The following is a 19882-nucleotide window of genomic DNA, read 5'->3' as shown; positions in this document are numbered from 1 at the left end:
CGTAGGGGGCAGCTTGTGCACGCTTTCACGAGCCCCCTCCCCGCGTCGGTCGCCGGCCGTCGCCCGGTCACTCCCAGCGGAAGAACTTCCCGGCGGCCGCGAGGCCCACGACCGCCCATACGGCGAGGATCCCGAGGTTCCCCCACGGCATGCCCGCCCCGTGCTGGAGCACGTCCCGCAGGCCCTCCGACAGCGCCGAGATCGGCAGCAGGCCGAGCAGGTCCTGGGCCGCGTCCGGGAACTTGTCCAGCGGGACGACGACCCCGCCGCCCACGAGCAGCAGCAGGAAGACCAGGTTCGCGGCGGCCAGCGTGGCCTCCGCCTTCAGCGTGCCCGCCATGAGCAGGCCGAGGCCCGAGAAGGCCGCCGTACCCAGGATCAGGAGCAGCAGCACGGCGAGCGGATTGCCCTCCGGCGACCAGCCGAGGGCCAGGGCGATCACCGTGACGAGGAGCACCTGGAGGACCTCGGTGACCAGGACGGAGAGGGTCTTGGCCGCCATCAGCCCCCAGCGGGGCAGCGGCGAGGCGGCGAGCCGCTTCAGCACGCCGTAGCGCCGCTCGAAGCCCGTGGCGATCGCCTGGCCGGTGAACGCCGTCGACATCACGGCGAGCGCGAGAATGCCGGGCGCGAGGAAGTCGACCGCCTTTCCCTCGCCCGTGTCGACGATGTCCACCGCGCTGAACAGCACCAGCAGCAGTGTCGGGATGATCACCGTCAGAAGCAGCTGCTCGCCGTTGCGCAGCAGCATCTTCGTCTCCAGCGCCGCCTGCGCCGCGATCATGCGGGGGAGCGGGGCGGCTCCCGGCCGCGGCGCGTACATGCCCGTGCCCTCGCCCGTCGTCCGGGCGTCCGTTCCCGCGGTCATCCGCGCAGCTCCTTACCGGTGAGCTCCAAGAAGACGTCCTCCAGGGTGTGCCGCTCCACCGAGATCTTCTCCGGCATCACCCCGTGCTGGGCGCACCAGGTGGTGACGGTCGCGAGGAGCTGCGGGTCGACCTTGCCGCCCACGCGGTACGAGCCCGGCGTCAGCTCGGCCGCCGTGCAGTCCGCCGGGAGGGCCTTGAGGAGGGAGGCCACGTCGAGGCCGGGGCGGCCGGAGAAGCGCAGGGTGTTCTCGGCGCCGCCGCGGCACAGCTCCTCGGGGGTGCCCTTCGCTATGACCCGGCCCGCGTCGATGATCGCCACGTCGTCGGCGAGCTGCTCGGCCTCGTCCATGTAGTGCGTGGTGAGGATGACCGAGACGCCGTCGGCGCGCAGATCGCGTACGAGGTCCCAGGTGGCCCGGCGGGCCTGCGGGTCGAGCCCCGCGGTCGGCTCGTCCAGGAAGACCAGTTCGGGGCGGCCGACCACGGCCATGGCGAGCGCGAGGCGCTGCTGCTGGCCGCCGGAGAGCCGCCGGTACGTCGTGCGGCCGCAGCTGCCGAGGCCCAGGCGCTCCATGAGGGCGTCCACGTCCAGCGGGTGCGCGTGCAGTTTGGCCACGTGGCGGAGCATCTCGTCGGCGCGGGCGCCGGAGTAGACACCGCCGGACTGGAGCATCACGCCGATGCGGGGGCGCAGCGCGGAGGCCTCGCGCACCGGGTCGAGGCCCAGCACCCGGACCGTCCCGGAGTCCGGCCTGCGATACCCCTCGCAGGTCTCGACGGTGGTCGTCTTGCCGGCGCCGTTGGGCCCGAGGACGGCGGTGATGCCCGCCCGGGCCACCAGATCCAGGCCGTCCACCGCGGTTTTCCTGCCGTACCGCTTCACCAGGCCACTGACCTGGACGACGGTCTCACTACGCATGGGCGGCCTCACTTCGCATGAGCGCCAAGTCTAGGGACGGCCGGGCGGAGCACGGAGGGCGGGTCGAGTCACGAGCGGCGTGAGGCGGGCGCGTCGTCGGTGACCCACTCCTCGCGTGAACGGTGCGTCTGAAGCCACCGCTCCGCGTACGCCACCGCGTCGGCCACGGGGAACAGCCGGGTGTCGGCCGCGCCCACCAGCCCCCGTACGACGGGACGGTCCCGTTCGAAGTCGGCGCCCAGTTCGTCGAACCGCTCCGAGCTGATCGACACCTCGGTCACGACCTCCCAGCGGGAACCCTCGGGCGTACGGACCGGCCGTCCCACCTCGACACGCGGTGAGGGGATCCGGTATTCGGCGAGGTGGAAGCCGGTGCAGGAGTCGTAGCCCGCGCCGAGCAGCAGGACGCGGGCGCCCATGGCCTCCAGGCGGGCCAGCGGGCTGCGCTCGCCGAGGCGGCAGTCCGGGGCGTGGTCCTCGACGATCTTCGCCGCGCGCGGCCCGATCGCCGCGAACGAGGTCTGCGGGTGCGCGCTGCGCAGGGCGCCCGGCCAGGTGCGTACGGTCTCCGGGACCACGCCCACCCCTCGTGTGGGCGTAACGAGCGGGTCGTATCCGGGCATCGTGTCGCGGATCGTCTCCCACCAGGCCTCGGGCACGGGCGGGGCGGTCCACAGGGCGGGGTCGGAGAGGCCGCCGGACTGGGTGGGGACCACGAGCGTGCCGTCCGGACCGAGCGCGTCGAGCAGTCCTTCGACGACTGCGACCGAGCCGCCGTTGACCCATCCGAGGGAGCGCAGCGACGAGTGTGCGAGGAGGGTCTCGCCGGGGCGTACGCCGAGCGCGCGCAGGTCCTCCGCGAGGGTGGCGCGGGTGACTAGAGGGCCGGTCGGAGGGGGTGTCGGCATGGTTCGGGAGTCTCCCCGACAACCCCGCGCGCTGCCACCGAATTGATCGATCAAAGATCATTCCCGCAGGTCAGATTAGGTTTACCTAAGTGATGCACCGCACCCCTCGCGGCGTGGACGCGGCTTGTCAGTCTCTGAGGAATTACGCAACAATGGCGTTGTGAAAAACGTTGGCGAGGCCCCGCAGGAGGAACTCGCGACCGGTGAGCGCTCGACGCGCAACCGGGTCGCGCGGTCCATCCTGGACCACGGCCCGTCGACCGTGACCGACCTCGCGGGGCGGCTGGGCCTCACCCAGGCCGCCGTGCGACGGCACCTGGACGCGCTCGTCTCGGACGACGTGGTGGAGGCCCGCGAACAGCGGGTCTACGGCGCTCGTACGCGCGGGCGGCCCGCCAAGGTGTTCGCCCTGACCGACTGCGGCCGGGACGCCTTCGACCAGTCCTACGACAAGCTCGCCGCCGACGCCCTGCGCTGGATCGCGGAGCGCGAGGGCGGGGACGAGGCCGTCGTGGCCTTCGCCCGCGCCAGGATGGCGGCCCAGGCCGACACGTACCGCAAGGCCGTCGAGGCCGCCGCCCCCGAAAAGCGCGCCGAAGCGCTGGCCAAGGCCCTGAGCGCGGACGGGTACGCTGCTACGGCGCGCAGCGCACCGGTCGGCGAGCAGCTCTGCCAGCACCACTGCCCGGTCGCCCATGTCGCCGAACAGTTCCCGCAGCTCTGCGAGGCGGAGACAGAGATCTTCTCCCAGTTGCTCGGCACGCATGTCCAGCGGCTGGCCACCATCGCCCACGGCGACGGTGTCTGCACCACCTTCATCCCAAAGATTTCCAAGCACGATTTTCACGGCCATGACGCATCTGCAAGTACCGCCGGGAGGAACCCCGCATGACGCTCCCCATTGAGGAGACTGCCCACCCCGAGCTCGAGGGTCTGGGTACGTACGAATACGGCTGGGCCGACTCCGACGTGGCCGGTGCCTCTGCCAAGCGCGGCATCAACGAGGACGTCGTCCGGGACATCTCTTCGAAGAAGAGCGAGCCGGAGTGGATGACCAAGCTCCGCCTCAAGGGCCTGCGCCTCTTCGAGAAGAAGCCCATGCCGAACTGGGGCTCGGACCTGTCGGGCATCGACTTCGACAACATCAAGTACTTCGTGCGCTCCACGGAGAAGCAGGCGGAGTCCTGGGAGGACCTGCCCGAGGACATCAAGAACACGTACGACAAGCTCGGCATCCCCGAGGCGGAGAAGCAGCGCCTCGTCGCCGGTGTCGCGGCCCAGTACGAGTCCGAGGTCGTCTACCACCAGATCCGTGAGGACCTGGAGGAGCAGGGCGTCATCTTCCTGGACACCGACACCGCCCTGAAGGAGCACCCGGAGCTCTTCAAGGAGTACTTCGGCACGGTCATCCCGGTCGGCGACAACAAGTTCGCGTCGCTGAACACCGCGGTGTGGTCCGGCGGCTCCTTCATCTACGTGCCGAAGGGCGTGCACGTCGAGATCCCGCTCCAGGCCTACTTCCGTATCAACACGGAGAACATGGGCCAGTTCGAGCGGACGCTGATCATCGTCGACGAGGACGCCTACGTCCACTACGTCGAGGGCTGCACGGCGCCGATCTACAAGAGCGACTCCCTGCACTCCGCGGTCGTCGAGATCATCGTGAAGAAGGGCGCCCGCTGCCGCTACACGACGATCCAGAACTGGTCGAACAACGTCTACAACCTGGTCACCAAGCGCGCCGTGGCCTACGAGGGCGCGACCATGGAGTGGGTCGACGGCAACATCGGCTCCAAGGTCACCATGAAGTACCCGGCCGTCTACCTGATGGGCGAGCACGCCAAGGGCGAGACCCTGTCCATCGCCTTCGCGGGCGAGGGCCAGCACCAGGACGCCGGCTCCAAGATGGTCCACATGGCGCCGAACACCTCCTCCAACATCGTGTCCAAGTCCGTGGCACGTGGTGGCGGCCGTACGTCCTACCGCGGTCTCGTCGAGATCGGCGAGGGCGCCCACGGTTCCAAGTCGAACGTGCTCTGCGACGCGCTGCTCGTCGACACCATCTCCCGCTCCGACACGTACCCCTACGTGGACGTCCGCGAGGACGACGTGTCCATGGGCCACGAGGCCACCGTCTCCAAGGTCAGTGACGACCAGCTCTTCTACCTGATGAGCCGCGGCATGACCGAGTTCGAGGCGATGGCGATGATCGTGCGCGGCTTCGTCGAGCCCATCGCGAAGGAGCTGCCCATGGAGTACGCCCTTGAGCTCAACCGGCTGATCGAGCTGCAGATGGAGGGCGCGGTCGGCTGACGCACCCTTGCGTCCAGGCAGCAGGCGGCGCGTCTTGAGGGACGAGCCGAGGATCGTAATAGAAAGCGAGCACTACGACAGCCATGGCTGAGGCTCAGAACTCCACGGTGGGGTCTTCCACCACCGCCGGATCGATCGCGGTGGCCGCCGAGTCGACCGTCGCCACGCGCATGAGCGCGCCCCCGTCCTTCGACGTGGCGGACTTCCCGGTCCCCCACGGCCGCGAGGAGGAGTGGCGGTTCACCCCGCTGGAGCGCCTGCGCGGGCTGCACGACGGCACCGCGGTCGCGACCGGCGTCGGCGTGAAGGTCGCCATCGACGCGCCCGAGGGCGTCACTGTCGAGACCGTCGGCCGTGACGACGCCCGGCTCGGCAAGGCGGGCACCCCGGTGGACCGCGTCGCCGCCCAGGCGTACTCGGCCTTCGAGCAGGCCGGTGTGATCACCGTCCCCAAGGAGACGGTCCTCACCGAGCCGATCCGCATCGCCGTGCACGGCGAGGGCGGCGTCGCCTACGGCCACCAGGTCGTGGAGCTCGGAGCCTTCGCCGAGGCCGTCGTCGTCATCGACCACACCGGTGACGCCGTGCTCGCCGCCAACGTCGACTACGTCCTCGGTGACGGCGCCAGGCTCACCGTGGTCTCCGTCCAGGACTGGGACGACAAGGCGGTCCACGTCGGCCAGCACAACGCGCTGATCGGCCGGGACGCCACCTTCAAGTCCTTCGTGGTCACCTTCGGCGGCGATCTCGTACGCCTCCACCCGCGGGTCGCCTACGCCGGCCCCGGCGGCGAGGCCGAGCTCTTCGGCCTGTACTTCACGGACGCCGGCCAGCACCAGGAGCACCGCCTCCTGGTCGACCACAACGCCCCGCACTGCAAGTCGAACGTGGCCTACAAGGGCGCGCTCCAGGGCGACGGCGCCCACGCGGTGTGGATCGGCGACGTCCTCATCGAGGCCACGGCCGAGGGCACGGACACCTACGAGATGAACCGGAACCTGGTTCTGACCGACGGCGCCCGCGTCGACTCCGTGCCGAACCTGGAGATCGAGACCGGCGAGATCGTCGGCGCCGGCCACGCCTCGGCGACCGGCCGCTTCGACGACGAGCAGCTCTTCTACCTGATGGCCCGCGGCATCCCGGCCGACGAGGCCCGCCGTCTGGTGGTCCGAGGCTTCTTCGCCGAACTGGTCCAGCAGATCCGCGTCGACGACATCCAGGAGCGCCTTCTCGCCAGGATCGACGAGGAGCTGGAGGCGTCGGTCTGATGACTGCCTCGTCGACATTCGTACGCGCCTGTGGGCTGGGCGAGCTGGAGGACGACACCCCCAAGAGGGTGGAGCTCGACGGCACGCCGGTCTCGGTCGTGAAGACCGAGGGGGAGGTGTTCGCGATCAACGACATCTGCTCGCACGCGAACGTCTCGCTCTCCGAGGGCGAGGTGGAGGACTGTCAGATCGAGTGCTGGCTGCACGGCTCCGCGTTCGACCTCCGCACCGGCAAACCGTCCGGCCTGCCCGCGACGCGCCCCGTCCCCGTATACCCCGTAAAGATCGAAGGGGACGACGTGCTCGTCTCCCTCACCCAGGAGTCCTGAGGAACCCATGGCAACGCTTGAAATCCACGACCTGCACGTCACCGTCGAGGCCGACAACGCCACGAAGGAGATCCTCAAGGGCGTCGACCTCACCGTGAAGCAGGGCGAGACCCACGCCATCATGGGCCCGAACGGCTCCGGCAAGTCGACGCTCGCCTACTCGCTCGCTGGTCACCCCAAGTACACGATCACCGGCGGCACCGTCACCCTCGACGGCGAGGACGTCCTGGAGATGTCCGTCGACGAGCGCGCCCGCGCCGGCCTGTTCCTCGCGATGCAGTACCCGGTCGAGGTCCCCGGCGTCTCGGTGTCCAACTTCCTCCGTACGTCCGCCACGGCGATCCGCGGCGAGGCCCCCAAGCTGCGCACCTGGGTGAAGGAGGTCAAGGGGGCCATGGAGCGCCTCAACATGGACCCGGCCTTCGCCGAGCGCAACGTGAACGAGGGCTTCTCCGGCGGCGAGAAGAAGCGCCACGAGATCCTTCAGCTGGAGCTCCTCAAGCCGAAGATCGCGATCCTCGACGAGACCGACTCCGGCCTGGACGTCGACGCCCTGCGCGTCGTCTCCGAGGGCGTCAACCGGGTCCGCGAGTCGGGCGAGGTCGGCACCCTGCTGATCACGCACTACACGCGCATCCTGCGCTACATCAAGCCCGACCACGTGCACGTGTTCGCGAACGGCCGCATCGCCGAGTCGGGCGGCGCGGAGCTCGCCGACCAGCTCGAGGCCGAGGGCTACGACAAGTACGTGAAGGGTGGCGCATCCGCGTGACACAGCTGCCGGGCCTCCTCGACACCGAGGCGATCCGCAAGGACTTCCCCATCCTGGACCGCACGGTCCACGACGGTCAGAAGCTCGTGTACCTGGACAACGCGGCGACCTCGCAGAAGCCGCGCCAGGTACTGGACGCCCTGAACGAGTACTACGAGCGCTACAACGCCAACGTCCACCGCGGTGTGCATGTGCTCGCGGAGGAGGCCACGGCGCTGTACGAGGGTTCGCGCGACAAGGTCGCCGCGTTCATCAACGCGCCGAGCCGCGACGAGGTGATCTTCACGAAGAACGCCTCCGAGTCGCTCAACCTCGTGGCCAACATGCTCGGCTGGGCCGACGAGCCCTACCGCGTGGACCACGAGACCGAGATCGTCATCACGGAGATGGAGCACCACTCCAACATCGTGCCGTGGCAGCTGCTCGCGCAGCGCACGGGCGCGAAGCTGAAGTGGTTCGGCCTCACCGACGACGGCCGGCTCGACCTGTCCAACATCGACGAGATCATCACCGAGAAGACGAAGATCGTCTCCTTCGTGCTTGTGTCGAACATCCTGGGCACGGTCAACCCGGTCGAGGCGATAGTGCGCCGTGCGCAGGAGGTCGGCGCGCTGGTCTGCATCGACGCCTCGCAGGCCGCCCCGCACATGCCGATGGACGTACAGGCCCTGCAGGCCGACTTCGTGGCCTTCACCGGCCACAAGATGTGCGGCCCGACCGGTATCGGCGTTCTCTGGGGCCGTCAGGAGCTCCTGGAGGACCTGCCTCCGTTCCTCGGCGGCGGTGAGATGATCGAGACGGTGTCGATGCACTCGTCGACGTACGCTCCCGCTCCGCACAAGTTCGAGGCGGGTACCCCGCCGATCGCGCAGGCGGTCGGTCTGGGTGCGGCCATCGACTATCTGAGCGCGATCGGCATGGACAAGATCCTCGCCCATGAGCACGCGCTCACCGAGTACGCGGTGAAGAGGCTCGGCGAGGTGCCGGACCTGCGGATCATCGGCCCGACGACGGCCGAGGACCGCGGCGCGGCGATCTCGTTCACGCTGGGTGACATCCACCCGCACGACGTGGGCCAGGTTCTCGACGAGCAGGGCATCGCGGTGCGCGTGGGTCACCACTGCGCGCGGCCCGTCTGCCTGCGGTACGGAATTCCTGCGACCACACGAGCGTCGTTCTATCTGTACTCCACGCCGACCGAGATCGACGCTCTGGTCGACGGCCTGGAGCACGTACGGAACTTCTTCGGCTGAGGAGCTGGCTGAGTCGTGAGGCTTGATTCGATGTACCAGGAAGTCATCCTGGACCACTACAAGCACCCCCACGGGCGCGGTCTTCGAGATGGCGACGCCGAGGTGCACCACGTCAACCCGACGTGCGGCGACGAGATCACGCTGCGCGTCAAGTACGACGGCACGAAGATCAGCGACGTCTCGTACGAGGGCCAGGGCTGCTCCATCAGCCAGGCCTCGGCCTCCGTGCTGAACGAGCTGCTCGTCGGCAAGGACCTGGCCGCGGCGCAGAAGATCCAGGAGACCTTCCTGGAGCTGATGCAGTCCAAGGGCCGTATCGAGCCGGACGACGCGATGGAGGAGATCCTCGAGGACGCGGTCGCGTTCGCCGGGGTCTCCAAGTACCCGGCCCGCGTGAAGTGCGCGTTGCTGAGCTGGATGGCCTGGAAGGACGCGACGGCCCAGGCCCTGGGCGAGGCCGACGCCGAAAGGAAGACCGCATGAGCGAGACCATCGAGATGAAACCGGCCTCCGAGGAAGAAGTCCGCGAGGCCCTGTACGACGTAGTCGACCCCGAACTGGGCATCGACGTCGTCAACCTCGGGCTGATCTACGGCATCCACATCGACGACGCGAACATCGCGACGATCGACATGACCCTGACGTCTGCGGCCTGTCCGCTCACCGACGTCATCGAGGACCAGGCCAAGTCCGCCACGGACGGCCTCGTCAACGAGCTCCGCATCAACTGGGTGTGGATGCCGCCGTGGGGCCCCGACAAGATCACGGACGACGGCCGCGACCAGCTTCGCGCGCTGGGCTTCAACGTCTGATTCCGAGTTGTACGAACGCGGCCCCCGGCATGATGCCGGGGGCCGCGTTCGTCTGTCGTCCGGGGCGGAGCCGGGGTCGGCCGACCCCGGCTGCCGGGGAGTCGCTCAGCCCAGGCCCTTCACGAGCCTGAACGCCGAGTCCGCCCGGTAGAGGTGGCTGTTGTCGAACGATTCGAGGCGGACCTCGAAGTTGCGGTGGCGCAGGAAGCGGCCGCGGTAGTTGTACGACTCCAGCATGACCGCGTCGTTGAAGCCCGTCGGGCGGGGGCAGAACGTGGCGTCCTGCTTGAAGAGCTCGGAGCCGTTGTGGCGGTCGGCGCGGAGCCGGAACTGGTAGTGGCGCAGATAGCGGTTGTTGCCCAGGGAGAACGACACACAGCTGGAGTCCGCGATACCGGGGACGACCTTGAAGGTGGCCTCGTCCCTGGTCCGCGACGAGCTGCGGGAGCCCACCTGGTCGAGTCGCACCGAATCGCGCTCGACGCGCCAGTAGCGGTCGGGGTAGTTGACCGCCTGGACGGACTTCCCCGAGGAGGCGGGCTTGGACGCGGGGGGCTTGGCGGAGGAGGACTTGGACGGCCGAGGGGTCGAGTCCGGCTTCGTGCCGCCCTGCTGCTGGGCCTCGGGCGAGGCGGAACCGTCCGCGACGGCCTTGGAGGAATCGGGGGCGGCGAGGCCGCTCTTCCCGCTGGGCGCCGTGGCGGGGGGCGGGCTGGGTATGAGCGGCTCGTCCGCCGAGGAGGTGGTGTTCTTGGTCTTCCCCTTCGCCGAGGTGTCCGGGTCGTCGTCGAGCACGACGACGGCTGTGACGGTGGAGGCGAGAACCGCCACGAGGAGTGCTCCCGCAAGCCAGAGCCTGCGGGTTCCGGGTACGCGTGACTCGTCCAGGGTTTCGCCGGTCTCCCACACCTTCGCGGGGCGGCCGGACGGGTCGGGAGCGGACCCGGGATTTCTTTCAGGCATGCGAGGTTCCCCCAGCGTCGCCCGAGGCGGACGCGGATCGGTCAGGTGGGTCGTGGCACAAGAGGAGGCGTGGGCCGCGGACACGCGTGACGGCTGTGGCCGGGGGATCCGCGTGCGCGACGAGGGGAACATTAGTAGAACTTGTGGCCCCCGCGTAGCGTTTCTGAGAGCGGTTTCTGCCAGGAACGCCGGGGGTTCGGCGGCCAGTTGACGGTGCTCGTCGGGTCCGGGGGTCCGGGGAAAGATAGTTCAAGACTTAAGGATTCGAGATCAGAGGCCCGGAGAGGGACGATCCCGGCGCCCGGGGCGGGGAGTTCGGGCGCCGGGCCGCCGGCTCTCCGGGCGGAGGCGGAGGTTCCTTTCAGGGGCCAACACGTTATGAAAGAGATCGCCTAACGCGTCGCGAAGGCCGACAGGAGCGTGGCGATCCGTTCGCGGGATCCGCCGTTCTGGACCGGGGCCGCCGTGAGCACGTCCAGATGCTGGTAGCCGGGCAGGACCACGGGGTTCTTGTCCGCCGGGATGTGGTCCGCGAGGATCCCGTCGCCCGCGACGAAGGTGATCGTGGGATTCGCGGTCAGACCGCCCGGGTGCGCCATGTTCCGGGCGATCCGCGCGTCGTCGACCAGGGAGAGGTCGGTGACCAGCTTCGTCGGGAAGTAGTCCTCGGTGAAGTCCAGCGGCTGCTCGGAGAGGCTGCGGGCCAGCTCCCCGATGTCCGAGACCTCCTTGGCGGCCGTCGTGAACGGCGTGCCGTCGGCCGAGCGGTGCACCGGGTCGTCCGGCGCGCCGATCCGGTCGAAGTTCCGCCAGGTGTAGAGCGGGCCGGCCGGCTGGTCCGGGATCGCCTTCAGCTCCGTACCGAACAGGGCCGGTGAGCCCTGTACGTCGTTCGAGACCGGGAAGTTCTTGTCCACGAGCCGGCCGCCGTCGAAGAGGCCCACGCTGGTCTGGATGAAGGACAGCGGGGCCGAGTTGTCGTCCATGAAGGCGCCCAGGACCGCCGCGTTGGTGAGCCGGAAGTCGCGGATCGTGGGTTTGCCCGACAGGAAGACGGCCGCGTCCTTGGAGAACATCGTGCGGGACGTCGTCTCGATGTTGGCGTTCGACGGCAGGTCCTCCTGGAGCGTGGACCGGGCGTCGGGCGCGGTGCGCGCGGCGAGGCCGCTGATCGCGAGGACGTTCATGATCTCGGGGTTGATCACCGCGGGCAGCGCGAGGAAGCGGGGCAGGACACCGCTGCGCAGACCGGCCTGTACGACGGTGTAGCCGAGGCCCGTCTCCGGGACCGTGCCCTTGGGCAGCAGGCCGCCGTTGAGGGTGCCCGAAGTGCCGTTCAGGTCATCGAGGTTGGTGGCGATCGTCGTGTCCAGGGCGAAGTAGCCCGCGCACTGGTTGAAGCCCGCGTCCGCCGTCGTCGCGGGGTTCCCGTCGAAGTCCCAGGTGGCGAAGACACCGGTGAGGACGCCGCCGAGCGAGTGTCCGCCGCACATCACCTTCTCCTTGCGGAGCCTCTGGTCGGGCAGTTCGGCGGACAGCAGGTCGTACTGGTCGCGGACCGTGCGCTCCAGACCGACCTCGGCCAGCCAGCCCGTCTGATCGCTCGTCAGGAACCCGTCGAAGGAGCGCCCCTCGACCTTCTCGCCCTCGTAGTAGTAGCCAACAGCCTTGGCGGTGCTGCCCGTTGAGATCCCGGCGTTGTCCTCAAGGCAGTTGGAGCGTCGGTCCAGGGCCCAGAACTCGATGTGCTCGCCCTTCTCGGCCGCCGCCCTCACCGTGTTGCGGGCCACGCTGTCGAAGGCGCCCGCGCCCTCCAGGATGCCGGGCTGGGCGACCAGGATCCGGTCGGCGTCAGCGGACTTCGACGGCCCCTCGGAGGAGCGGTAACGCAGATACGACAGCCGGTCGCAGCGCGCCGGGTGGCTGCCGACCGAGGCGGGCAGCGGGATCCGCACGGAGACCACGGTCTCGGTGATGCCGGCGACCGGGGAGGCCGAGGCCACCGGCGTCTCGGTGCGGGCGGCCTCCGCGCCGGCCGGTGCTCCGTCCGCCGAGGACGTCACGCCGAGCGCGGCCACGCCGAGTGCTCCGGCGGTCAGGGCGCGCAGCCACCGGCCGCGGGGGCGGGGGATTCCTGTGCTCATGGTCTCTCCAACGGGACGACGGCGGGTGCGGGCTGCCGAACAGTAACCAGCGGTAACTCCCGTGTGCCATAAGGAAAATGAGCGAACGAGCACGGTCCGCCGCGCACATTCGCACAGTGGCCCGGTGGCGACCCCCGGGGCTCGAAGGGAGACTTCGGCGTATGGCTGTCTCCCTGTATCAAGTCGTCGTCGACGCCCACGATCTGCCGTCACTGGCCCGCTTCTGGTGCCAGGTCCTCGACTGGCGCGTGCTGTTCGAGGCCGAGGACGAGATCGTCATCGGGGCAGACCCGAGCGCCCTGCCCGGCATCTGCTTCGTCCCGGTCGGCGAGCGCAAGAAGGTCAAGAACCGGCTGCACATCGACCTCACGCCCGACGACCGGGACGCCGAGGTCGACCGGCTCCTCGCGCTCGGGGCCCGGCGGGCGGACGTCGGTCAGGGCGAGGACGTCACCTGGGTCGTGCTCGCCGATCCCGAGGGCAACGAATTCTGTGTGCTGCGGCCGAAGAAAACGCTTCTCGACTGAGGCTGCCGGAGTTGTGTACAGGCGTACGCATCGATGCGTACACTCGTACACATGGGATACGCGCTGCTCGCCGGAGCCATCGCCGCAGAGGTCGCCGCCACCACCGCCATGAAGTACAGCGAGGGCTTCAGCAAGCTGTGGCCCTCGCTGGTGACCGCGATCGGTTACCTCGTCGCGTTCGCGCTGCTCGCGCAGACGCTGAAGACCGTCGCGGTCGGCACGGCCTACGCGATCTGGGCGGGGATAGGCACGGCGGCCGTCGCCGCGATCGGGATCATGTTCCTGGGTGAGGGCATGAACACCGCCAAGTTCGCCGGGATCGTGCTGATCATCGGCGGGGTCGTGGTGCTTAACCTGGGCGGGGCGCACTGATGCGGCTCTGTCCGACGAGGACCTGCCCGCGCCGTCCGTCGGGAGCCCGCTGATGGTCAGGCGCTACGACCCCGAGCGGCGGCAGCGGATCATCGACGCGGCGATCCGTGTCGTGGCCGACAAGGGCATCAGCGGGCTCAGTCACCGCTCGGTCGCCGCCGAGGCCGATGTGCCGCTCGGCTCGACGACGTACCACTTCAAGACCCTCGACGAGCTCATGGTCGCCGCGCTGCGCCAGACGAACGAGGGCTTCGCGAAGATCGTCGCCTCGCGGGGCACGCTGGAGGACGCCGGGGTCGATCTGGCCGGTGAGCTCGCCGGTCTCCTCGGCGAGTGGCTGGGGGGCGACCGCGCGAGCGTGGAGCTGGAGTACGAGCTCTATCTCGCCGCCCTGCGCCGCCCCGTGCTGCGGCCAGTCGCCGCCGAGTGGTGCCAGGACCTCGCCGAGCGGATCGGCTGCCGCACGGACCCCGTCACCGCGCGGGCCCTCGTCGCGGTGATGGACGGGATCTGTCTGCAGGTGCTGGTGACGGGGGCGGAGTACGACGAGGCGTACACGCGCGAGGTGCTGGCGCGGGTGATCCCCTGAAACCTCCCGTCCGTCGAGCGTGAACCTTTCGCGGCCCTGCGGGGAACAGGGGTGGAAGGCTCGGCACGACGAAGCAGGGGGAGGACTTGTGACCGGACCACCGGCACCTGAGGCCGGGGTGCACGACGACGCGGAGGTCGTCGCCCAGTCGCTGGAGGAACCGGAGCTGTTCGCCCGGCTCTACGACCGGCACGCGCCCGACATCCACCGGTATGTGACCCGGCGCCTCGGGGACGGCGCAGCCGACGACATCACGGCGGACACCTTCCTCACGGCATTCCGCATCCGCGGCCGCTACGACCTGACCCGCACCAACGCACGCCCCTGGCTGTACGGCATCGCCGGCAACCTCATCGGCAAGCAGCGCCGCGCCGAGGTGCGGGCGCTCAAGGCGCTGGCCCGTACCGGGCACGACCCCGTCGCCGCCTCCTGGGTCGAGGAGACCGACAGCCGGGTCGCCGCACAGGCACCGCTCGCCGGAGCCCTCGCCGCACTGCCCGCGGGGGACCGGCACGTACTGCTGCTCATCGCCTGGGCCGACCTCAGCTACCAGGAGGTCGCCGAGGCACTGGACATCCCGGTCGGGACGGTCCGCTCACGGCTCAACAGGGCCCGGCGCAAGGTGCGTACGGCGCTGGGCGCCGACCCTGCGTTCCTGCCCGACACCCCGGAGGTGGTCTGACATGGACGAGATGACGGCGGTTCGCGAACTGCGGGCCGACACACCCCTGCCCCCGCGCGGACGGCTCGTCCCGGGGCGTGAGGCGCTGCTGCGGGAGGCCACGCGCGGTCGCCGGAGCCGGGGCCTGCGCGCCGACTGGCGGCTCGCCGCGGTGGGAGCCGCTGCCGCGATCACGCTGGCGGCGGTGCTCGGCACCCAGGTCGTGGGCGGCGAGGGGGACGAGACGCTGCCGGGCGCCCGGTCGACATACTTCCTGGAACTGGGCAGCGCGAAGGACCTGTTGACCGACGCCGCCGACGTGGTCGCGGCCGGTCCCTCGGTCACCGCCCGCGACGGCCAGTGGATCTACGTCAAGAGCGGCGAGGTGAACCTCACGGACGACTCGCGGCCGGGGACGAGCGAGACCTGGATGAAGTACGCCGACCCGTCCATGGAGGACGGGAAGGCGGGCGACGACCACTCGCCGAGGGAGGAGTACGCGTTCCTCAAGGCCCTGCCCGACGACCCGAAGAAGGTACGGGCGAAGGCACGCGCGTTCTTCTACGCCACCGACAAGACCGAGACCCGTACCGAACACGAGTACCGGGCCCTCACCGCCGTCCTCAGCCGGGCATACGCGTACGACGCCGAGGACCTCGCCAAGGTCTACCGGGCCCTGGCCACGATTCCCGGCGTACGGGCCGCGCAGGTCCAGGACGCGGCGGGCCGCGACGCCATCGCGGTGTACCTCAGGAACGCGGACCCGACGGCGAACCGGGACGAACTCCTCCTGGACCCCGGCACCTACCTCTACAGCGGCCATCGGTGGGTGGCCCGGAGCGCCGGCGATCAGTGGGAGAAGGGGGACGCCGTCATCAGCGGGGTGCGACTGGACGTGGCCGTGGTCGACAGGAAGGACCAGCGGCCCTGACCTGGACCGGCCCGGTCCCTCCGGCGCGACCCCGCCGGACCGGCCCCGGTGCGCCCGGCACCTGAGACGCCGGGCGCACTGGTTGGCACCCGTGGGCCCCGGCCGGTTAGGTTTCCCTCATGACCGACACGACTGCTACTCGCACCACCGGCGCCGTCGCCGCCGGGCTTGCCACGCTCGCCGCCGACGGAACTGTCCTCGACACCTGGTTCCCGGCCCCCGAACTGGCCGCCGAGCCCGGCCCCTCCGGCTCCGAGCGGCTGTCCGCCGAGCGCGCGGTGGAGCTGCTCGGCGAGGGCGCCGTGAAAGCGATCGGCCCGGACGCCCGCCGTGGCGTCGAAGTGGTCGCGGTCCGCACGGTCATCGCCTCGCTCGACGAGAAGCCGGTCGACGCGCACGACGCGTACCTGCGCCTGCACCTCCTCTCGCACCGCCTCGTGCAGCCGCACGGGCAGAGCCTCGACGGCCTGTTCGCCCACCTCGCCAACGTCGCCTGGACCTCGCTCGGCCCGGTCGCCGTGGACGACGTGGAGAAGGTCCGGCTGAACGCCCGCGCCGAGGGCCTCCACCTGGCCGTGACGTCCATCGACAAGTTCCCGCGCATGACGGACTACGTGGCGCCCAAGGGCGTCCGTATCGCCGACGCCGACCGGGTCCGCCTCGGCGCGCACCTCGCCGAGGGCACCACGGTCATGCACGAGGGCTTCGTGAACTTCAACGCCGGCACGCTCGGCACGTCCATGGTCGAGGGCCGCATCTCCGCCGGCGTCGTGGTCGGCGACGGCTCGGACATCGGCGGCGGCGCGTCCACCATGGGCACGCTGTCCGGCGGTGGCAACGTCCGCATCACGATCGGCGAGCGGTGCCTGATCGGGGCGGAGGCGGGTGTCGGGATCGCCCTCGGTGACGAGTGCGTCGTCGAGGCGGGCCTTTACGTCACCGCCGGGACGCGGGTCACCATGCCCGACGGGCAGATCGTCAAGGCCCGTGAGCTGTCCGGTGCGTCCAACATCCTGTTCCGGCGGAACTCGGTCACCGGGACGGTGGAGGCGCGGCCGAACAACGCGGTGTGGGGTGGCCTCAACGAGGTTCTCCACAGTCACAACTGAGTCCCGCGGTGGTTTTGTGAACCGAGCGCCCTTCCACTTGGTGTGGGAGGGCGCTCGGTTGTTCGGGGGTCGGATTTCGGGTGCGGGTGGGTGGGGCTGGCCGCGCAGTTCCCCGCGCCCCTGAAAGCGGGGCTGCGCCCCTTAGCTTTTGTCTTTTGGGGGGGCGCGGGGAATCGCCACCGGACCGTGAGAATTCCTCGGGCCGGCAGGCATAGCGAGGGCCCGCCCGGGGCGTCTGTACGGGTGGGAGCGGGGGAGAGCCCGCTGGGGAAGAGAAGGTGACGATGGATGCCCAAGGGCACGAGCGGTTCCGGGAGTTCGTGGAGAACCGGTCGTCGGCGCTGCTGAAGACCGCCGTGCTGCTCAGCGGCGGGGACAGGCACGCGGCCGAGGACCTGTTGCAGAGCGCGTTGATCAAGGCGGCCGGCCGGTGGCAGCGGATCGATGAGCCGGAGGCGTACGTACGGCAGATCCTGTACCGCCAGCAGGTGAGCCGATGGCGGCTGAAGTGGCGGCGGCGGGAACTGACCGTCGCCGAACCGCCCGAGGGGACGGGCGGGACGGCCACGGCGGACGCCTCCTCCGCGGCCGACCTGCGGATCGTGATGCGCGGAGCGCTGGCCCGGCTGACCGCCCGGCAGCGGACCGTACTCGTACTGCGCTACTTCGAGGACCTGCCGGAGGCCGACGTGGCCCGGATCCTCGGCTGCTCGGTGGGGACCGTGCGGTCCACCACCCACCGCTCGCTCGCCAAACTGCGGGCTCTCGCGCCGGAACTGGCCGCATTGGGCCCGGCCGACGCCGAGCAGCGGCCGTCCCGTGACTACTCGCCCGTGGAGGTGCGTCCGTGAACGTCGACGAACTGGTGCGTGACACCCTCCGTGAGACGGCCGTGGACAGCGTGTCCGTGCCTGCCGGCTTCGCCGACCGGGTGCTCGCCGTCCGGCGTCGGCGCCGGTCCCGGAGGATCGCGGGCACCGCGGCCGTCACCGCCGCCGTGATCGCCGTCGCGGTGGCCGTTCCGCTGCTGGACGGCGGTGGGGACGACGTCCGGCCCGCGAGTGAGATGAACAAGAGCGACATCATCGGGCACCCCGACCAGTCGCCGCCGCGCGACCTGATCGCGGCGGGGGACGCCGTGCTCGCCGCGTTTTCCGTTTCCTCGAACGTCAAGCAGGACAACGGGGACGTCATCCGCACCCCCACCTACGGACTGCTGAACCAGAAGACCGGCAAGTACGAGAAGACCAGGAAGTGGGCTTTCCTGGACGTCGCGCCCGGTTCGCGCACCGCCGCCGTGCTGGAGCAGGAACTGCCTGCCAAGCGCATCGGGCTGCTCGACCTGATCACCGGCAAGGTGGACCGCTGGATCCCGGTGGACCACGGAGTCGGCGGCGTCGCCTTCTCGCCCGACGGCAAGAGGCTCGTCGCGACCACGTACGCGAAGAACCCCGACCGCTACCTGGCGGACCGCCCGATCAGTGTCAACGGCAAGAAAGAGCCCGGCCCCGTGCCCAGTAGGACCGGCTTCACCATCGTGGACGTGGCCTCCGGCGAGTCCGACTGGCACGAGGTGCCGCTGCTGAAGGACGAGTTCGGCTTCCCGAACATGAACACGCGCGAGGACTTCGACTGGAGCCACGACGGGTCGCTGGTCTACTCCTCCACGATGTCGGACGCCTACGGCGAGTACTACGACCTGGACGGCGGCAAGGTCCCCGCGCCGGACGAGAAGCGCATCACCTACGTCGAGGCGGGCATTTCGCCCGACGGGAAGCTGGCCGGCGGGGACTTCGCCGGCAATGGCACGGACATCGCCGTCGCGGTCAACGACGCGAGGACCGGAAAGCGTGTCGCCAAGCTGCCGGCCCAGCAGCTCCTCGCCTGGGCCGACAACAAGCGGCTCATCGCCTGGGGCTGCGACCCCAAGAAGTGCAGCGGCAAGGGGGAGTTCCGCAACCAGTTGCTTCTGGTGACCGTCGGCACCAACAAGGTCGTACCGCTGAGCGACTTCCGTAAGGCGAGCGACGACTACCCCGGCCGGTGGAGCCCGATTTTCAGCACGCGCTAGCTCGCGCCCACCCTGTCGGAGTGCGCCGTCAGCTCCGCGTACGCCGTCCGCAGCCCGTCGACCGCATCCCGGCCGGCGGGCCGCAGCGGTGCCCGGACCGGTCCTGAGGGCAGACCGAGGACGCCCAGCAGGGCCTTCGCCGTCACCGAGCCGGGCAGGCCGGAGGCCATCATCAACTCCGTGAGCGGGATGGTGAGTTGCTGCAGCCGGACCGCCTCGTCCGGGTCGCCGCCGTCGAACGCGTCCAGGATCGAACGGAAGTGACGCGGGGTCACATTCGCCACCGTGCTGATGTATCCGGCACCGCCGATCGCGTACATCGCGAGCACGTACTCGTCGCAGCCCGTGTAGTACGCCAACTCCGTGCGGGCCAGCACCTTCTGGGTGCCGAGCAGGTCGTACGCGCAGTCCTTCACCGCCACGATCCGCGGATGCCCGGCGAGCCGCAGCATCGTCTCCGGCTCGATGCGCGTCCCCGTGCGGCCCGGGATGTCGTACAGCGCGAGCGGTAGTCCGGAGGCGTCCGCGATCGCGCGGAAGTGTGCCTCGACGGCGTCCTGCGGGGGCCTGCTGTAGTACGGCGTGACCACCAACAGGCCGTCCGCGCCCGCCTTTTCGGCCTCCAGGGCGAGCTCGACGGTGTGGCGGGTGTCGGCGGTCCCGATGCCTGCGACGATCGCGGCGCGGTCCCCGACCGCGTCCGCCACCGCCCGTACGAGCGCCGACTTCTCGGCGTCCGTCGTGGTCGGCGACTCCCCGGTCGTCCCGGACAGCACCAGCCCGTCGCACCCCTCGGAGACCAGCCGGTCGGCCAGCCGCTGCGCACCGTCCAGGTCCAGCAGTCCCTCGTCGGTGAAGGGGGTGATCATCGCGCAGAGGGCACGGCCGAAGGGCGGGGTGCGTCGTGAGGTCATGGAGGTAGTCTCGACACACCCATCCTGAAGCTCCACTTAATTCTTCTACGGGATATTGCTAAGTGGTTCTTATTGGTTGTGGCATTCGGCGTGGCAGGGGCGGTCTAGGCACTCACCCCCGTTTCGGTCACCATGGCGGGGACGGTAGAAGGTCGTCT

Annotated in this window: 22 protein-coding genes; 16 read left to right on the top strand and 6 right to left on the bottom strand. The window is 69.8% G+C overall.

Features of this window, described 5'->3' with window-relative positions:
• Positions 1-67: 67 nt before the first annotated feature.
• The 3 genes from ACN20J_RS13475 to ACN20J_RS13465 all read right to left on the bottom strand — a co-directional run bounded on the left by ACN20J_RS13475 (position 68) and on the right by ACN20J_RS13465 (position 2696).
• Positions 68-868: an ABC transporter permease gene (locus ACN20J_RS13475; RefSeq protein WP_362308696.1), complete on the bottom strand. Its 801-nt coding sequence runs from the start codon at positions 866-868 to the stop codon at positions 68-70.
• Entirely contained in the window at positions 865-1788 is a 924-nt protein-coding gene (locus ACN20J_RS13470) for an ABC transporter ATP-binding protein (RefSeq protein ID WP_189840488.1), read from the bottom strand. Before ACN20J_RS13470 ends, ACN20J_RS13475 begins: the two co-directional genes overlap by 4 nt.
• A 68-nt stretch (positions 1789-1856) precedes the next feature.
• Positions 1857-2696, bottom strand: coding sequence for an aminoglycoside N(3)-acetyltransferase (locus ACN20J_RS13465; RefSeq protein ID WP_419665955.1), 840 nt, complete (start codon positions 2694-2696; stop codon positions 1857-1859).
• A gap of 160 nt (positions 2697-2856) precedes the next feature.
• Between ACN20J_RS13465 and ACN20J_RS13460 the strand changes: the two genes are divergently transcribed.
• The 8 genes from ACN20J_RS13460 (at position 2857) to ACN20J_RS13425 (ending at position 9443) form a co-directional block, all read left to right on the top strand.
• Positions 2857-3588 carry a helix-turn-helix transcriptional regulator gene (locus ACN20J_RS13460; RefSeq protein WP_055610940.1) on the top strand — a complete coding sequence of 244 codons (732 nt, stop codon included), beginning with the start codon at positions 2857-2859 and terminating at the stop codon, positions 3586-3588.
• Complete coding sequence (sufB, locus tag ACN20J_RS13455; protein ID WP_189840490.1) at positions 3585-5009, top strand: Fe-S cluster assembly protein SufB; 1425 nt, start codon at positions 3585-3587, stop codon at positions 5007-5009. The genes ACN20J_RS13460 and sufB overlap by 4 nt, the downstream gene beginning before the upstream one ends.
• Before the next feature lie 83 nt (positions 5010-5092).
• A complete protein-coding gene (sufD, locus tag ACN20J_RS13450; protein WP_361904051.1) occupies positions 5093-6277 on the top strand; it encodes a Fe-S cluster assembly protein SufD in 1185 nt (394 codons plus the stop codon).
• On the top strand, positions 6277-6606 hold the full coding sequence (locus tag ACN20J_RS13445) for a non-heme iron oxygenase ferredoxin subunit (protein ID WP_055610943.1): 330 nt from the start codon (positions 6277-6279) through the stop codon (positions 6604-6606). The genes sufD and ACN20J_RS13445 overlap by 1 nt, the downstream gene beginning before the upstream one ends.
• Positions 6607-6613: 7 nt before the next feature.
• Positions 6614-7378, top strand: a complete 765-nt coding sequence (gene sufC / locus ACN20J_RS13440; protein WP_266741007.1) for a Fe-S cluster assembly ATPase SufC — start codon at positions 6614-6616, stop codon at positions 7376-7378.
• Positions 7375-8631, top strand: coding sequence for a cysteine desulfurase (locus tag ACN20J_RS13435; RefSeq protein WP_055610945.1), 1257 nt, complete (start codon positions 7375-7377; stop codon positions 8629-8631). Before sufC ends, ACN20J_RS13435 begins: the two co-directional genes overlap by 4 nt.
• Positions 8632-8646: 15 nt before the next feature.
• Positions 8647-9114: a Fe-S cluster assembly sulfur transfer protein SufU gene (gene sufU, locus ACN20J_RS13430; protein WP_055610946.1), complete on the top strand. Its 468-nt coding sequence runs from the start codon at positions 8647-8649 to the stop codon at positions 9112-9114.
• Positions 9111-9443, top strand: a complete 333-nt coding sequence (locus ACN20J_RS13425) for a metal-sulfur cluster assembly factor (protein ID WP_055610947.1) — start codon at positions 9111-9113, stop codon at positions 9441-9443. Before sufU ends, ACN20J_RS13425 begins: the two co-directional genes overlap by 4 nt.
• A gap of 105 nt (positions 9444-9548) precedes the next feature.
• On the opposite strand, the gene ACN20J_RS13420 is transcribed toward ACN20J_RS13425, so the two are convergent.
• Positions 9549-10406 carry an AbfB domain-containing protein gene (locus ACN20J_RS13420; protein ID WP_190230247.1) on the bottom strand — a complete coding sequence of 286 codons (858 nt, stop codon included), beginning with the start codon at positions 10404-10406 and terminating at the stop codon, positions 9549-9551.
• A gap of 392 nt (positions 10407-10798) precedes the next feature.
• Positions 10799-12550, bottom strand: a complete 1752-nt coding sequence (locus ACN20J_RS13415; protein ID WP_361922430.1) for a hypothetical protein — start codon at positions 12548-12550, stop codon at positions 10799-10801.
• Positions 12551-12711: 161 nt separating this feature from the next.
• On the opposite strand from ACN20J_RS13415, the gene ACN20J_RS13410 reads away from it, so the two are divergent.
• The 8 genes from ACN20J_RS13410 (at position 12712) to ACN20J_RS13375 (ending at position 18810) form a co-directional block, all read left to right on the top strand.
• On the top strand, positions 12712-13077 hold the full coding sequence (locus ACN20J_RS13410) for a VOC family protein (protein WP_361922428.1): 366 nt from the start codon (positions 12712-12714) through the stop codon (positions 13075-13077).
• Between the two features lie 51 nt (positions 13078-13128).
• Complete coding sequence (locus tag ACN20J_RS13405) at positions 13129-13449, top strand: DMT family transporter (RefSeq protein WP_189840495.1); 321 nt, start codon at positions 13129-13131, stop codon at positions 13447-13449.
• A gap of 52 nt (positions 13450-13501) precedes the next feature.
• Positions 13502-14038 (top strand): TetR/AcrR family transcriptional regulator, encoded by a 537-nt coding sequence (locus tag ACN20J_RS13400; protein WP_189840496.1) that lies wholly within the window; start codon positions 13502-13504, stop codon positions 14036-14038.
• 88 nt (positions 14039-14126) lie between these two features.
• Positions 14127-14720, top strand: a complete 594-nt coding sequence (locus tag ACN20J_RS13395; RefSeq protein WP_359730418.1) for an RNA polymerase sigma factor — start codon at positions 14127-14129, stop codon at positions 14718-14720.
• 1 nt (position 14721) lies between these two features.
• Positions 14722-15630, top strand: coding sequence for a CU044_5270 family protein (locus ACN20J_RS13390; RefSeq protein WP_361922426.1), 909 nt, complete (start codon positions 14722-14724; stop codon positions 15628-15630).
• Positions 15631-15749: 119 nt separating this feature from the next.
• Positions 15750-16739, top strand: a complete 990-nt coding sequence (dapD, locus tag ACN20J_RS13385) for a 2,3,4,5-tetrahydropyridine-2,6-dicarboxylate N-succinyltransferase (RefSeq protein ID WP_189840499.1) — start codon at positions 15750-15752, stop codon at positions 16737-16739.
• 284 nt (positions 16740-17023) lie between these two features.
• Positions 17024-17590 (top strand): SigE family RNA polymerase sigma factor, encoded by a 567-nt coding sequence (locus tag ACN20J_RS13380; protein WP_189840500.1) that lies wholly within the window; start codon positions 17024-17026, stop codon positions 17588-17590.
• Positions 17587-18810 carry a WD40 repeat domain-containing protein gene (locus ACN20J_RS13375; protein WP_189840501.1) on the top strand — a complete coding sequence of 408 codons (1224 nt, stop codon included), beginning with the start codon at positions 17587-17589 and terminating at the stop codon, positions 18808-18810. Before ACN20J_RS13380 ends, ACN20J_RS13375 begins: the two co-directional genes overlap by 4 nt.
• Here the strand turns inward: ACN20J_RS13375 and dapA are convergent.
• Entirely contained in the window at positions 18807-19724 is a 918-nt protein-coding gene (dapA, locus tag ACN20J_RS13370) for a 4-hydroxy-tetrahydrodipicolinate synthase (RefSeq protein WP_419665954.1), read from the bottom strand. The genes ACN20J_RS13375 and dapA overlap by 4 nt on opposite strands.
• Between the last annotated feature and the right edge of the window lie 158 nt (positions 19725-19882).

Source organism: Streptomyces sp. 2-1, from assembly GCF_048564895.1.
GTDB lineage: Bacteria > Actinomycetota > Actinomycetes > Streptomycetales > Streptomycetaceae > Streptomyces > Streptomyces phaeochromogenes.
The sequence above is the reverse complement of the archived record's forward strand: the minus strand, read 5'-3'. Positions and strand labels throughout refer to the sequence as shown.